The following is a 15,060-nucleotide window of genomic DNA, read 5'->3' on the forward strand; positions in this document are numbered from 1 at the left end:
GTAAAACTACAAATAATGTTTAATTATTTATAGTTTTACAAGAATTTAAATCAATAGGATTAAATAAGTTCCATTGTTTGTTTTACTATTGATAATTCTTCGTTAGTTGGAATAACTAAAATTGGGTATTTTGAATCAGCTTTTGCTATATTTCTAGCTACTTTTTCACGCTTAGCATTTTTTTCTTCATCAATGCTAAAGCCAAGATGTGCAAGTTGCTTACAAACCGCAGCTCTCATTAAATCATCATTTTCACCAATACCTGCTGTAAAAATTAGAGCCTTAGCAGGAGTTACTGCAAGGTATGAGCCTATGTATTTTGCAATTCTATAGCAAAACATATCAAATGCTAATTTTGCTTTCTTATCACCATTTTGCATTTTTTCTTCAATTTCACGCATATCATTTGCACCACAAATTCCTAATAAACCACTTTGTTTATTGCAAATTTTATCAAGTTCAGCAATGCTTAAACCTTTATTATATGCTAAATAAAATAAAGCTCCAGCATCAATATCCCCACATCTAGTTCCCATCATTAATCCTTCAAGTGGAGTAAGTCCCATTGAAGTATCAACGCATTTACCATCTTTAATAGCACTAATACTTGCACCATTTCCTAAGTGAGCTGTAATTGCATCTATGTTTTTAATACCTAAGAATTTTTCTGCTTCACGAGTTACAAATTCATGAGAAGTTCCATGAAAGCCGTATCTTCTAACGCCATCTTCTTCATAATATTTATTAGCTATTGCATAGCGATATGCGATTTCTGGCATTGTTTGATGAAATGCTGTATCAAATACTGCTATATTTTTAACACTTGGAGCAAGATTTATGATTGTTTTAATTCCTGAAATATTTGCAGGATTATGTAAAGGTGCTAATTTTACTAATTCATCTAAAGCTTTTAAACATTTATCATCAACTAATGTTGCTTTAATAAATTTATCCCCACCATGCACCACACGATGACCTACTGCTGCTAATTCATTAAAATCAGTTAAAAGTCCGCTTTTAGCAAATAAATCACGAACTACTTTTAAGCCATCTTCGTGATTATTTATGCCACCTAAATGCTCTAATTCTTTGCCATCAAATTTAATTTTTGCTCTTGAATTGCTTTCTCCAATTTGCTCAACCAAACCACTCGCAACACTATCTTCATTAAAAAATAATTGGAATTTCAGTGAGCTTGAACCTGCATTTAAAACTAATATTTTTTTCATAATTTTTCCTTTTTTTATAATTTATTGTGCTTGAATTGCACTAATTAAGCATGTATTTACAATATCTTCAACCAAACAACCCCTACTTAAATCATTAATAGGTTTGTTTAAACCTTGCAAAACAGGACCAACCGCAATAGCCCCTGCACTTCTTTGCACTGCTTTATAAGCTATATTTCCTGCATTTAAATCAGGGAATACAAATACATTTGCCTTTCCTGCTACTTTGCTATCAGGCATTTTTTTACTTGCTGTTGCAATATCTACTGCTGCGTCAAATTGTATAGGACCATCATAATTTAATCCCTCATAAGATTTTGCTAATTCGCACGCTTGTTTTACTAAATCAACGCTTACTCCACTACCGCTATTTGCAGTTGAATAAGATAGCATTGCAACTCTTGGCTCAAAACCAAAAGCCTTATAAGTAGCTGCACTAACACTTGCAATTTCGGCTAGATTTTCAGGAGTTGGATTAGGATTTACCGCACAATCAGCAAAATACCAAACCTTATCACTTAAACACATAAAAAATCCACCACTTACACTCTTAACACCTGGTTTAGTTTTAACTATTTGAAGAGCTGGGCGAATTGTATCAGCAGTTGAACATGCAGCCCCGCTAACCATAGCATCAGCGTAGCCTAAATGAACTAGTAAAGTTCCAAAATAATTTCTATCTTTTATAAGCTCTTTTGCTTGCTCAAGGCTCATTCCCTTTGATTTTCTAGCTTCATAAAGTGCATTTGCACATTCATCATCTAATGATGAATTACCTGGATTATAAGTCTTAACATCATCTAAATCTATACCTAAATCACTAGCTTTTTGTGCTATTTCTTTATTGTTTCCTAAGATAATTAATTTAACAGCTTTACCTTCTAATAAAATACTAGCAGCCTTTAAAATACGCTCGTCATTTCCTTCTGGTAAAACTATGGTTTTAATATTTTCTTTAGCCTTGCTCTCTAGCATAACTTCAAATGCCATTGGGCTTATATAATCAGGTTTTTTAAGATTTAATAACTCATCTAAGCTTATATTTTCATTATATAAACTTGCGTATTTATGATGAATTTTAGCAAACTCAAATTTGGTTAAATCATTATCAATTACATAATTTAAATTAAGCTCTTTACTTAGTTTTAGATTTATCCAAAAAGTATCAAGACCACCAAAAACTCCAAAACTAGCAACTAATACAAAATCATATTTAGCTTTTAATTCATTAACTTTAATGATTATATTTTTATAAAAAGTATTTTCATTTTTCAAATACTCTTTAACGCCTGTTGCACTATCGTATAAGTATTCAGTTTTTATATTATGCTCTTTTGATAATTTATTTAAACCACACACCCCGTCTTCACAAGCAAGTGCTTGGAAAACAACAATATTTGAATATTTTTTTGATAATTTTATAGCAAGATTATCTAAACTTTCCCTGCTTTGTTTTTGAAAGTAAATCGCATTCATTGCTACTCCTTCATTGATTAATTTTCGCTAGAGTATATGCCTAAAATATTAATAAATAAGGAAGAAAATATGAAAAAAAATTACATAAAATATTTTGTTTTCCCTTTGTTAATTTCGGGTTGTGGTTTGGCTGATCCGCAAATGGATATGAAAGCTCCAACATATGTAGAGCAAATTGAACCTAAGGCTGATAATAATTTAGGAAGTCCAGGCTCACTTTTTGGAAAAGGCTCTAATCCACTTTTTAGCGATAATAAAGCTATGAATGTAAATGATATAGTTACGATAATTATTAAAGAAGATACAAGCCAAAGTAGTAAAGCTAGTAAAAGCACAAATAAATCTTCTAATGCTAATTTAAATTCCGGAGTTTTTGCAGGATTATTATCAAGTCTTAATAAATCAGCAGATATTGGCTTTCAAACAAAAAATAATTCAGACTTTAGTGGTAGCGGTCAAGCTAGTAGAAATGAAAAATTTCAAACAACAATTAGTGCTAGAGTAATAAAGGTATTGGCTAATGGAAATTATTTTATTGAAGGAAAAAGACAATTATTAATAAACGGAGAAAAACAAATCGTTCAAATCTCTGGAGTAATTAGACCTTATGATATAACAGGTCAAAACACAATTGAGAGCAAATACATAGCAGACGCTAAAATACTTTATTCAACTCAAGGCGAAATTGATAAAGCTACTAAAAAACCTTGGGGAACAAAAGCAGTTGAAACTATTTGGCCTTTTTAACCTTGATTTAAGGTTAAAAAGACTTTATTTCTTATCATCTTCGTTGATTTTTAATAATAATTTATAAGCCTTATATACATTTGAAATTGCAGCTGCTATTCCAAACGCAAGTCCTACAAAAAATAAAGGCTTATAAATCTTAGCTAGTAAAATTCCTAAACCAACGCCAATTAGCACTGCAACTACAATGCTAATACCTAAGCTTAGATGATTTGCAGCGTCTATTACACTTTTTACTTTTTTAGCTCTTTTATTTTCTTCGTTATGCACGAATAGCCTTTTTGAACGCATTTATAAATATTTCAAATTCTTTATCTTCAAACTTAGAGCAAATAAATGCAGTTTCATAGGTTGATGGTGCAAGATTTACTCCATTTTCTAGCATAATTTTATGAAATCTTGAAAACTTAGCTGTATCACTTGTCTTAGCGTCATCGTAATTTAATGGGTATTTTTCATTAAAGAAAAATCCTAACATTGAACCTATATTTTTAGCTACAAAAGGCACTCCTGCACTTTTACTCTCATCTAACATAGCATTAATTGCATTTTTTGCCCATTTGTCACATTTTTTATAAATATCATCGTTTAATTGCTCAAGATTTGCAATACCTGCTGCCATTGCAAGTGGATTTCCGCTTAGCGTTCCTGCTTGATATACTCCGCCTAGTGGGCTTAGAAGTTGCATAATTTCTTTTTTTGCAGCGTAAGCTCCAACAGGAAGTCCCCCGCCAATAACCTTACCAAAACAAACCATATCAGGCACAACTTTATAAATCTCTAAAGCCCCACCTAAAGCAGCTCTAAAACCACTCATAACTTCATCAAAAATCAAAACGATTTTTAATTCATCACAAAGCTTTCTAAGGTCTTCTAAAAACTCTTTTTTAGCAGGGACAAAACCCATATTTCCTGCAATTGGTTCAATAATAATTACACCTATTTCACCACCATTACTCTTTGCTATAGCAATTTGCTCTTTTACGCTTTCTATATCATTGTATTTAGCTGTATAAGTATCTTTTACAGCGTTTTTACTAACTCCACTTGAGCTTGGAGTATTAAAAGTAGCCAAGCCACTTCCTGCATTTACTAAAAGCATATCAGCGTGTCCGTGATAACAACCATCAAATTTAATAAGCCCATCACGATTAGAATAAGCTCTTGCTAAGCGAATTGCACTCATAGTAGCTTCTGTCCCACTATTTACAAATCTAATTTGCTCTATTGCAGGATATAACGATATAACTTTTTGTGCTAATTTGCTTTCAGCTAATGTAGGAGCACCATAACTTGTGCCATCTTTTGCTGCATTAATAATAGCGTTTGTTACATTTATATCAGCGTGTCCTAAAATGCAAGGCCCATAGCTTTGAACTAAATCAAGGTATTTTTTATCTTCAATATCAATTATATAAGCACCATCGCCCTTTTTTATAAATACAGGCTCACTACCTACACTTTTAAATGCTCTTACAGGAGAATTAACCCCACCTGCTATTAATGTTTGTGCTTGTGCGAAAGCTTCTTTATTTGTCATTTTTTTCTCCTTTTTTCTTGATATATAAGTATAAATTTTTTATTTCTTCATTTGTTAAATAATAATTTGGCATTATATTTTTTGAACTTGTTTTACTAACTAAGGCTTTATAAAAATTCTCATAACTAATATTTTTAATACTAGGGATTATTACTTGAATGGTTTTTCCATTTTCTTTATAAGTAGCAAATATTTGCTCACTTCCATCAAGCCCGTGACATTTATCACAGCCAATTCCCCTTGGGTTTTGATACAAGCTTAATTGATATTCATCTTTGCTTAAAAAATCACTATTAGCATAAACAAATACGCTAAAAACTAATAATATTAATTTTGATTTCATTTTATAATCCGTTGTTTTTAAGGGTTATAATACAATCTTTATTTTTATAAAGGTTACAAATTGATACTAGATGGAAAAAAATTAAGCAAAGAATTATACGCACAATTAAAACTCAAAATTAATGAGCTAAAAACCAAACCTTGCTTAGCTGTAATTTTAGTAGGAGATGATTATGCTAGTGGGGTTTATGTAAGAAGTAAATTAAAAGCTTGTAATGAATTAGGAATAATTAGTAAAGATTATAAGCTAGATAGTAGTATTAGCGAAGAAGAATTATTAAAAATCATAAGAGATTTAAATGATGATGATAGTATAGATGCTATCTTAGTGCAACTACCTTTACCAAATCATATCAATAAAGACAATATCATAAACGCTATAAATCCTATTAAAGATGTAGATGGTTTTACTCCACTTAATTTAGGTTTAGTCTTAGCGAATTTAAAACCACATTTTTATGCTTGCACCCCGCTTGGAATTGATATTTTAATGAAGCATTATGGTATCAGTGTAAAAGGCAAAAATATTTGCATAATAAACGATAGTATCATAGTAGGTCGCCCACTTGCTGCTATGATGATTAATGAAGGTGCAAGTGTTAGCGTATGCCACAAATATACAAAAGATTTAAAAGAGCATACTTTAAACGCTGATATTTTAATAAGTGCTACAGGTGTAATTCATCTAATAAATGATGATTTTATAAAAGATGGGGCTATTTTAATTGATGTTGGGATTTGCAAAGAAATTGATGGCAAAAAACTATCAGGAGATTATCTTAAGACAAGTAATAAAGCTAGTATGATTACTCCAGTTCCTGGCGGAGTAGGACCTATGACTATTTATGCACTAATGCAAAACACATATGAAGCAAGATTAAAAAAGGAAGAAAATGCAAGAAAATAAAACAAAATGGCAAAAATTAGTTGATTTTTGGAATTCATGGACAGGGACTATTGTATTTGTTCTTGTTTTTATATTTTTCGTAGCTCAAGCTTTTACAATACCAAGTGGCTCTATGAAAAACACACTTTTAGTAGGAGATCATTTATTTGTAAAAAAATTCGCCTACGGGATACCAACTCCTAGAATTCCATTCCTAGAAGTTCCTGTGTTGCCTGATTTTAAAGGCGATGGGCATTTATTAAGCTATGCTAAGCCTAAAAGAGATGATATAGTGGTGTTTTTGTATCCGCACAATACAAAGCTACATTATGTTAAACGCTGCGTTGCTTTAGGAGATGATGAGATAATATTTGCAAATAAGACCCTTTATGTGAGAATGCACGAAGGAGATGAATATATGAGAGCAAATTATCCTGCTAATAAACAAGTGATTTTACAAGGCAAATTATACATAAAAGAGCCTTATACTAAAAAGGGTATTCATTATGATGAAAGAGTGGATTTTGATAAGGTCATAGAATACTTTATGGCTAAGGGTGAGTTTGTAATGAAGCCAATTTATGTTAGTGAATTAAGAAGTGATATTAAAGCGTATTATTATAAGGTGCCTAGCAATGAATACTTTATGATGGGTGATAATCGTGACCATTCAAACGATAGCCGCTTTTGGGGAAGTGTAGATTATAAATATATTGAAGGTAAGCCTTGGTTTGTTTATCTAAGCTGGGATGATGATTATAATATCCGCTGGGAAAGAATGTTTAAAAGCGTTGATACCTTAGAAAACGATGAAAGATATATCCATCACGAAATAAGCGATATTAATTCTCTTGATTGACAAAAATATCTAATTCAAATTCTTGTGATTTGAATTAGAATTTATTTTATAATACATTATATTTTAAAAGTAATTTATATAAAAATTAAAATTATTTAATTGTATTTGAAGACTTTTCACTTAAAATCTTTTCAATTTTCTTTTGTTGTTTTGCTATGTATTTTTCGCCTAGTGGTTGTGCTTCTTCTTCTCTAAATTCCATTTCAAATCCACCTTTGCTAATTGCAGAATACTTTTGTCTAAACTCTGTGTATAAAAAATAAACCGATAAATCATCAACAAAAGGCAATGAAACTAGCTTGGTTTTAGTTTGATATATTGTGTAAGTTTTTAAGTTTTTACCATTTAAGAAAAATAGTGCTAAATAGCTTGATAAAATATCTAATATTACAAAAAACATAATTATAGGAAAGAAAATTATTCTAGCTATAGGGTAGTCTAATCTATAATTTAAACTTTGATTTTCTGTTTCTTTAGTGTTATAAGCGTCTTTATTGAATATATACGAATAAGCTAAAGCAGGTCGCTTGGTTTGTAATCTAAAAACTATATCGCTTTTATTTATCGTTGCAGTTACTTTCTTATAGCTCTTTGCTATACCAAAAACACCTGCTTCATCTATCTCATAAGTATCAAAATATATCTTTTCATTATCTACGCTAATATAAAAATCATTATTTTTAACAAATCTAAGTCTTTTTATTTGTCTAAGTTTTAAAAAGAATGCAACAAAAAAAATACCATCAATAATACCACTCCAACCTTTTTGAATTCTTCGTATGTCAGTCATTGTTTTTTCGGGTTTACTATTTAATTCATTGATAATATCTATTACAAAATAACATGAAATAAGTGTAAGAAAAATTGAAAAAATCTCATTAAACAATCTAATAAGCTCTAAGCTATATAAATAATCGTTTTTTATTTTATAATCTTTTAAATTGTCTATATTCAAATTTATCCTTTATATTTAATAAGACTAATTATAAAAATTACTAATATTTTTATAACTTGTTTTCATTTTAATTCTCCTTTTAATTTATTTAAATAATTTGTATAAACATCATTAGAGCAATCACTTATATAATTGTCTAAACTAAGATAATAGTTATCAATAAATAACCTAGTAAAAGAATCATAAATTCTATTAAGATTAGGGCTAAGTTCTAAACTCAAATTATTTAAATTTGTTATTGCATAACTACAAGGTTTATAATAACCATAAATATCATAATTTATTAATTTATCTTTACTAAGTCTAGTTGGTAATTTTGAAGCCTCTTCTTCAAAGCGTTTTTCATATTTTTTATAATCTTCATATAATTGCACTTCTTTATCAACTATTAACTTTACGCTTTTAAAAAACTTACCATTTATCGTATAGTTTTGTTTTTCAATTGTGCTTAATAATAAGGTATTTGGTTTTTTAAGTTCTGTTACTTCGTGTTTTGGACTTTGCTGTAAATTAAAATGACTTATTAATAATATTCCGTGAAAGGCAATCATTAAAAATGAGAAAAAATAAAAGATAACTTTAATAAATTTTTGATTTTGTTTCATTATTAACTTATAAAACCACCAAATTAATAGTGAAAATATAATTGGTAGCAATAGTTGTAAAACTACAAACCACCCACCGGCATCTCTATCAATAAGCCCAATTCTTATAACCAAATATAAAAATAAAATATATAAAGCTATTATAAATCTAGGATAGAGCTTTAATCCTATAAAAAATGTAAGGGTAAAAAGCGTAGGATAGGTAATAAAAAATGGCACATAATCTATAGGAATTAAAATACTAATAATCCCACTAGCTAAACCATGTAAATTATCTAAAAAATATGTTAGATATATTAAAAACTCATTCATATCCTACCTTTAAAAATAAGATTAATTATAGCAAATAAAAAATTATTAATCTATTATTTATTGTCTTAATGCTTTAATTTATATAGTTAATGATTTGATAATTTATTTCATTTGGATATTCTCTTAAATAACACACTACTCCGTAATCTTTATCATTACAGCTTGTTATAAAATCTTTATAAATTATTTTATTATCACATAATGATGGATTGTTTCTAATAAAAACTTCACAATCTCCTATAAATTTTCTAAGCAGATATTGTTTTGGTGGATTTGTGTAGCACTTGCATTGAATTAGCCTTATTTCACTATTTTTATACGCTATTAAATCTATACCTTTGTCGTTTTTACCATTTACAAAACCATTTGGAAAAACCTTATAACCTATATTTTCATAGTATATTTTTATTTGATATTCGTAATTTTTGCCTTTTTTGATATTTTCTAATTTGATTTTATTTTGTGCGTTTTTTTCTTCACTTATTTTTAATTCATAAGACTGAATTAGTTTATCTTTTTCTAGCTTATAATATCTATTTAATTCTTTTAATTTTTCTTCATAATCTTTTTCTTTTTCTAATATCAATTCTTGTGCTTTTTCAATGGCTATTTTATTAATATCTGAAGTTGTTAAAGTCTGTAATCGTTTTAACTCATCTTTGAGTTTTAATAATTCTTCTTCATATTTATAATTCTTGTATAGCAAAATATTTTTATCAGTTTTTGTATCTTCGTAATCTTCTTTATCTATTTTTAATGTTTGAATTTCTTTATTTTTGTCATTTATAAATTTTTCTGCCTTTTTTATAAATAAAACGAATATACCAAGTAATATGAAGTAAAAATAGTTATTATTAAGCCATAGTAATTATGTAAAAATTCTAAAATGCTAAATAACATACAATTACCATAGGAATTTCAAATGAAATTCCTAAAATCAATCTAAATCTTTAATGATTTCTTCATCACTTTTTACAACCATTCCAGAGCCGTGAATTACGCTCGGAATACAACTTGTGCAAATATCTACTGGCTTATTGTTTTTATGAGCTCTAATAAATACTGCGTGCTCGTCTTCGCTAGCTTTTAGACTACATACATTACAAATAATTTCATTGTTTAAAACCATAATAATCTCCTTAAAAATAAAATTAAATACTACAAAAAAATCAAAATATAAAAGTTATTTTTAATCAATTTAAAGGCTGTTTTAATCTTAATTCATTTTGAAATAATAAATGAGCTAGAAATATTACAAAAAATACAGGTAAAAAAAACCCAACATAAGGAATATTTGAAGCCAAATAAAATAAAAATACGCAAAAAATATATTTCAATTTAAAAGGTTTAAAACTTAAAAAATCATTTTTATTTAAAACACAACTAGCCACATCGTAAATTAAAAAATTAAAAAATAAATAAAACATTAAGCAAAACATTAAAAATGATGCTATGAAATTTAATATAGGAATTATGTGAAATAAAAGCACAAAAAATAAAAAGAATAAGAATTTCAATACGATTTTAAATAAAAGCCAAGTTATTTGAATTAACCCTATTTCATCTAATTTATTGTAATTATAATGCTTTAAATTGATTTCTCTAACTATCATTGGAGTTAAAAATGAAGTAATAACTAAAGCAAAAAATATAGATAAATATAAAGCTAAAAAACTGCCACCTGAAATAGTAATTATCATAATAAATATTTGTATGGCGTGTAGTATCATCGCACCTAAAAAAAAGTTAAAAGCTTCTTCGTTAAAATCTAAACTACCAACATAACTAAATGCAAGTGTTAATAAACTAATAAATATAATTGAGCTTATAATTAATGGAAATAAAGAAAATGCTAAAAATCTAAATGTAAAAAAATCTTTTAGGCTAATAATGAAATTATTCATATTTATACCACTTAATTACTTGAGAAAATAATCCGTTTCCATTAAATCCTATTGGCATATTTTCAATACCTTTAATTTTTTTATTATAAGCTAAAAAATAATTGTAATTTACCAAAAATACATAAGAAGGGTTCATTTTAATCTGCTCTTGAAACTCTTTGTAATAATTCTCTTGCACTTGATTTATGGTATTTTTTGCTTGAGTTTTATTAATCTTATTTGTATTTAAAATAGTTGCAAAATTAATACTATCATATACTTCAATATCTACAATCTTACTAGCTTCATTATCATCATTGTTGGTTTGTAATACATCTGTTAATATTCCAAAATCTTTTAATTGCATAGCAAGATTTTCGGCTATACTTAAGTAGTCTTTATTGTTTTTATCTACATAAATTTCTAATTTTAAAGGTAAATCTAATTTTTTATAATAATTTGCTGTGCTTTCTTTATTAATATTTAATTCTATACTCTTTTTATCTTTATAAAATCCTAATTCATTTATAATTTTTCTAGCTTCTGCTCTATCACAACCATTATTATTTAGATTTAAAATATGTTTATTGATACTAAAATTTGGCAATTGATTTAAAATAGATTTGTTACAAATAATCAAAGAAATTGCATATCTTAATTTCCTATCATAAATTACTTTATTATTTAATTGTAATGCTATAGCGTGATCTGATTCTAAAGTCTTATATACTAAATCATCATCAATATTTTTTATATTTTTATAATTAATCAAGCCAACATCAATTATGTCATTATTTAAAGCATTTTTTATTTGAACTTCATTTTGATAAAACTTAAAAACTACCCCGTCATTAAGTGCTTTAAAAATAGCATTAGGATTTTTTACTAAAACTATTTGTTCATTGTTAAATTGCTTTAAATTATAAGTACCAAGACCAATAGCATCACTATTAAACCAACTTAAACCATATTTAATAAGAGCATTTTTTGACATAATCCCTAGCGTTAAAGAATTTAAAAAATCATTATCTGGATACTTCAATACAAATTCAACTTTATATTTATCAATTATATTTATTTGAGAAATATTATTATAAAATCTACTATAATTTGAATTAAAAAAGTGATTTATAATTATTTCATAAGTAGTTTTTACATCTTCTGAAGTAAATTCTCCAAAATCTATATTATTTTTTATAAAATGAAGACCTTGTTTTAATTCAAATTCGTATCTTAATTTATCATTACTTATTTTGTATGAATTAGCTAGTGCAGGAATTAATTCTTTATTATTATTTTTATAAAACAAACCTAAATATAATAAATTTACTAAATCATCATTTGGATTATAAATTGGATTTATATTATTTGGTTGATTTTTCATAGCTACTTTAATTAAATCAGCAGATAAAAAATTAATTGAAAATACTAAAAATAATAATAAAAACTTTTTCATAAGTATCCTTAAAATAGCAAGTAAAAAACTTGCTATTTCGTGATTAGAAGTTAGCTTTAATTTGTGCTACCCAGTTTGCAATTCTTTCGTCTGTTAAATCTTCTTGATTGTCATTATCTAATGCAAGACCAACGAATTTACCATCAACTACTGCTTCTGAATCTTCAAAATCATAACCATCAGTTGAAACTGCTCCAACTAAATTTGCACCAGCTTCTTTTAATGCCGCAGCTAATTTACCCATACCGCCGCAGAAAGTATCAGAATAGCTTGAGCTATCTCCCATACCAAATACAGCTACTGTTTTACCAGCTAATTTTAGACCACTAAAATCAAATGAATCCCAATCATCTTGTAAGTCACCACTACCCCAAGTTGAAGTTCCGCAAACTAATTTATCAAAACCATTTAGTTTATCAGCATCAACATCAGCGATATTTAATAATTCAGCACCTAGTGCTTCTGCAATTTTTTCTGCTGCGCCTTCTGTATTTCCCATAGCACTTCCGAAAACTACTGCTACTGACATAATTATCTCCTTAATTTGATTTGCGACATAATTTTACCATTTGAAATTATTGTTAATCATTAACCAAATTCTTTTTACAAAAACCTTAATTATATTAATTTATAAATATAAGAATAAATTAATATCACTTATCAAAAATCCTTATTATTACTTCATAATAATTATTAAACTAAAAATATTATTAAAAAATTTTTATTATTTACTAAGTATATTTTATTTTAAAATAAAATTATTATTAAACTTATTTTTTAATTAGGAGGTTTTATGAAAACTAAAGATAGAAGAGACTTTTTAAAGTTTTCTGGCTTAGTGTATGGCTCTATTTTAATGCCTAATATTGCTTTATCTAATAGTATAGATATTGATGATATAAAATGGGATGAATATTATGATGCAATAGTAATTGGAAGTGGTTTTGCAGGAAGTGCAGCTATGCTAAGTCTTTTGGATAATGGTATTAAAAATGTTGTTATGATTGATAAAATGCCTTATTTAGGTGGCAACTCGGCTTATTCAGGTGGTTCAATGGCTGTTGCTGGCTCAAAATTACAAGCTAGAGATGGAATAGTTGATGATATTAATCTACACATACAAGATACATTAAAAAGTGGTAAGAATTTAAATGATTTAGAATTAGTAAATATTATGATAAATGATGGAGTAAAAACTCTTGATTGGCTTATAGATAATGGAGTTAATTTTAAGTGGGTTAGCAGAAGTGGTGGTCATAGCGTTCCACGCTCTCATTCAGCAGGTGCAGGTAGTTATATCACAAGACCATTACAAGAACAAATTCTTAATAGAGGCGGTAAGATTTTAACAAGAGTTATAATGGATGATATTTTATATGATAAAAATCATAAAGTTGTTGGAATTAAAGTAAGAGAAAAATATCAATTTAACTTTGAGCGTGGATATGAAGAAAAAAACAATGAAAGTGGAATTACTAAATATTATAGAACCTTTGGTGGTATTATCTTAGCTACTGGTGGTTGGGGAGCTGATTTAAAATTTAGACAAATATTTGACTCTAGTTTAAGAGATGATGTATTAACCACAAATCATTTAGGAGCTACTGGCTACACAGCACAAAAACTAATAAATGATAATGTTAAATTCATAGATATGCAATATATTCAAAGTATGCACGTAACAAGTCAAGATGAAGGCGGTTTTGGATTTGCTTATAGATGGATTACTAGGGCTTATGCTTATGGAATGATGGTAAATCCTAAAACAGGAAAAAGATTTGTAAATGAAATTACTGATAGAAAACAAGGTAGCGATGCAATATTAGCTATGAATGAAAAAGGTTTAAATCCACCTGTTTTAATTATGGATATAAATGGCACTAAAACTGTTGATATAGAAGATTTAAATAGGGGCTTATTAGTTGGTGCTGTAAAACAATTTGAAACAATGGATGAATTAATAGCTCATTATAATATCAATAAAGAGCCTTTCTTAGAGCAGTTAAAAAGATACAATGAATATGTTGAACTTGCTTCAAAAGATAAAGATTATAAAGACCCAGAATTTAATCGAAATTTTTCAGATTACAAAGGAAAGTATATAAAAATAGAACAAGCTCCATTTTTTGCTGCAAGACCAGGACCAAAAGTTCATCATTGTATGGGTGGAGTAAAAACTAATAAAGATTGTGAAGTATATGATAATGATATGCAATTAATTCAAGGTTTGTATGCGTGTGGAGAAATTACTGGCGGAAGACACGGATACAATAGATTGGGTTCTAATGCGGTTTTAGATTGCTTAGTTTATGGAAAAAGAGCTGGAAATACTCTAGCAAAAAATTATAATTTATTAAGGGGTTAGCAATGAGATTTATTACTATTATATGTTTATTTGCCTGTTTTTTATTTGCAAATGAAAAAGTATTAAAGGATTCGTTAGGAAAAGTAAATGTAGATTTTAGTGAAAAAGCCTATGAAGTTAAAGGAATTCATAAAAAATTAAATCTTAAGTGTAATGATTGCCACCTAGAAGCACAAGAGAAAGATTATTCATCAGCTATGCTAAATAGTTGTATAAAATGCCACGGGGATTATTCAAAACTAGCAGAATATACTGCAGGTTACGGACATAATAACAATGTTCATCAAAGCCCACATTATGATAAATTAGACTGCGATAATTGCCATAAAACTCACAAACCATCTGTTAATATGTGTGCTAGATGCCATAGCCAAGAAATCTTAAAAAATTTAAAAGTAAAATAAA

General features: G+C 27.8%; 17 protein-coding genes. 5 read left to right on the forward strand and 12 right to left on the reverse strand.

The features are described from left to right. Positions 1-59: 59 nt before the first annotated feature. Positions 60-1,229 (reverse strand): acetate kinase, encoded by a 1,170-nt coding sequence (locus AVBRAN12647_RS00200; RefSeq protein WP_214117921.1) that lies wholly within the window; start codon positions 1,227-1,229, stop codon positions 60-62. 21 nt (positions 1,230-1,250) lie between these two features. Beyond that, the gene (gene pta, locus AVBRAN12647_RS00205) at positions 1,251-2,705 is read right to left on the reverse strand and encodes a phosphate acetyltransferase (protein ID WP_336614496.1); all 1,455 of its coding nucleotides are present in this window, start codon (positions 2,703-2,705) and stop codon (positions 1,251-1,253) included. Between the two features lie 69 nt (positions 2,706-2,774). Between pta and flgH the strand changes: the two genes are divergently transcribed. Then, entirely contained in the window at positions 2,775-3,452 is a 678-nt protein-coding gene (flgH, locus tag AVBRAN12647_RS00210; RefSeq protein WP_214117919.1) for a flagellar basal body L-ring protein FlgH, read from the forward strand. A gap of 24 nt (positions 3,453-3,476) precedes the next feature. On the opposite strand, the gene AVBRAN12647_RS00215 is transcribed toward flgH, so the two are convergent. From AVBRAN12647_RS00215 to AVBRAN12647_RS00225, 3 genes are read right to left on the reverse strand one after another with little or no spacing between them, the layout of a single operon-like run. Further along, positions 3,477-3,722, reverse strand: a complete 246-nt coding sequence (locus AVBRAN12647_RS00215; protein ID WP_336608663.1) for an AtpZ/AtpI family protein — start codon at positions 3,720-3,722, stop codon at positions 3,477-3,479. Beyond that, a complete protein-coding gene (gene hemL, locus AVBRAN12647_RS00220) occupies positions 3,715-4,992 on the reverse strand; it encodes a glutamate-1-semialdehyde 2,1-aminomutase (RefSeq protein WP_336614497.1) in 1,278 nt (425 codons plus the stop codon). Before hemL ends, AVBRAN12647_RS00215 begins: the two co-directional genes overlap by 8 nt. Beyond that, positions 4,982-5,335, reverse strand: a complete 354-nt coding sequence (locus tag AVBRAN12647_RS00225; protein ID WP_214120453.1) for a hypothetical protein — start codon at positions 5,333-5,335, stop codon at positions 4,982-4,984. Before AVBRAN12647_RS00225 ends, hemL begins: the two co-directional genes overlap by 11 nt. Before the next feature lie 60 nt (positions 5,336-5,395). On the opposite strand from AVBRAN12647_RS00225, the gene AVBRAN12647_RS00230 reads away from it, so the two are divergent. Both AVBRAN12647_RS00230 and lepB read left to right on the forward strand, forming a co-directional pair. After that, on the forward strand, positions 5,396-6,241 hold the full coding sequence (locus tag AVBRAN12647_RS00230) for a bifunctional 5,10-methylenetetrahydrofolate dehydrogenase/5,10-methenyltetrahydrofolate cyclohydrolase (protein ID WP_336614201.1): 846 nt from the start codon (positions 5,396-5,398) through the stop codon (positions 6,239-6,241). Beyond that, complete coding sequence (lepB, locus tag AVBRAN12647_RS00235; RefSeq protein ID WP_214117914.1) at positions 6,228-7,079, forward strand: signal peptidase I; 852 nt, start codon at positions 6,228-6,230, stop codon at positions 7,077-7,079. The genes AVBRAN12647_RS00230 and lepB overlap by 14 nt, the downstream gene beginning before the upstream one ends. A gap of 91 nt (positions 7,080-7,170) precedes the next feature. On the opposite strand, the gene AVBRAN12647_RS00240 is transcribed toward lepB, so the two are convergent. The 7 genes from AVBRAN12647_RS00240 to fldA form a co-directional block, all read right to left on the reverse strand. Continuing rightward, complete coding sequence (locus AVBRAN12647_RS00240) at positions 7,171-8,034, reverse strand: hypothetical protein (protein WP_336614498.1); 864 nt, start codon at positions 8,032-8,034, stop codon at positions 7,171-7,173. Between the two features lie 62 nt (positions 8,035-8,096). Beyond that, positions 8,097-8,951: a hypothetical protein gene (locus tag AVBRAN12647_RS00245; RefSeq protein ID WP_336614499.1), complete on the reverse strand. Its 855-nt coding sequence runs from the start codon at positions 8,949-8,951 to the stop codon at positions 8,097-8,099. Positions 8,952-9,024: 73 nt separating this feature from the next. Beyond that, complete coding sequence (locus tag AVBRAN12647_RS00250; protein ID WP_336614500.1) at positions 9,025-9,657, reverse strand: restriction endonuclease; 633 nt, start codon at positions 9,655-9,657, stop codon at positions 9,025-9,027. A gap of 231 nt (positions 9,658-9,888) precedes the next feature. After that, the gene (locus tag AVBRAN12647_RS00255) at positions 9,889-10,080 is read right to left on the reverse strand and encodes a hypothetical protein (protein ID WP_214117910.1); all 192 of its coding nucleotides are present in this window, start codon (positions 10,078-10,080) and stop codon (positions 9,889-9,891) included. Positions 10,081-10,144: 64 nt separating this feature from the next. Beyond that, positions 10,145-10,855 (reverse strand): EI24 domain-containing protein, encoded by a 711-nt coding sequence (locus tag AVBRAN12647_RS00260; protein WP_214150617.1) that lies wholly within the window; start codon positions 10,853-10,855, stop codon positions 10,145-10,147. Further along, a complete protein-coding gene (locus AVBRAN12647_RS00265; RefSeq protein WP_336614501.1) occupies positions 10,848-12,290 on the reverse strand; it encodes an ABC transporter substrate-binding protein in 1,443 nt (480 codons plus the stop codon). The genes AVBRAN12647_RS00260 and AVBRAN12647_RS00265 overlap by 8 nt, the downstream gene beginning before the upstream one ends. 43 nt (positions 12,291-12,333) lie before the next feature. After that, positions 12,334-12,819 (reverse strand): flavodoxin FldA, encoded by a 486-nt coding sequence (fldA, locus tag AVBRAN12647_RS00270; protein ID WP_214117907.1) that lies wholly within the window; start codon positions 12,817-12,819, stop codon positions 12,334-12,336. A gap of 264 nt (positions 12,820-13,083) precedes the next feature. On the opposite strand from fldA, the gene AVBRAN12647_RS00275 reads away from it, so the two are divergent. Next, positions 13,084-14,655 (forward strand): flavocytochrome c, encoded by a 1,572-nt coding sequence (locus tag AVBRAN12647_RS00275; protein ID WP_214120628.1) that lies wholly within the window; start codon positions 13,084-13,086, stop codon positions 14,653-14,655. 2 nt (positions 14,656-14,657) lie between these two features. Further along, complete coding sequence (locus tag AVBRAN12647_RS00280; protein WP_336614502.1) at positions 14,658-15,059, forward strand: cytochrome c3 family protein; 402 nt, start codon at positions 14,658-14,660, stop codon at positions 15,057-15,059. The last annotated feature ends 1 nt before the right edge of the window (position 15,060 follow it).

Origin of the sequence: Campylobacter sp. RM12647, assembly GCF_020138135.1 — a bacterium.
Lineage (GTDB): Bacteria > Campylobacterota > Campylobacteria > Campylobacterales > Campylobacteraceae > Campylobacter_E.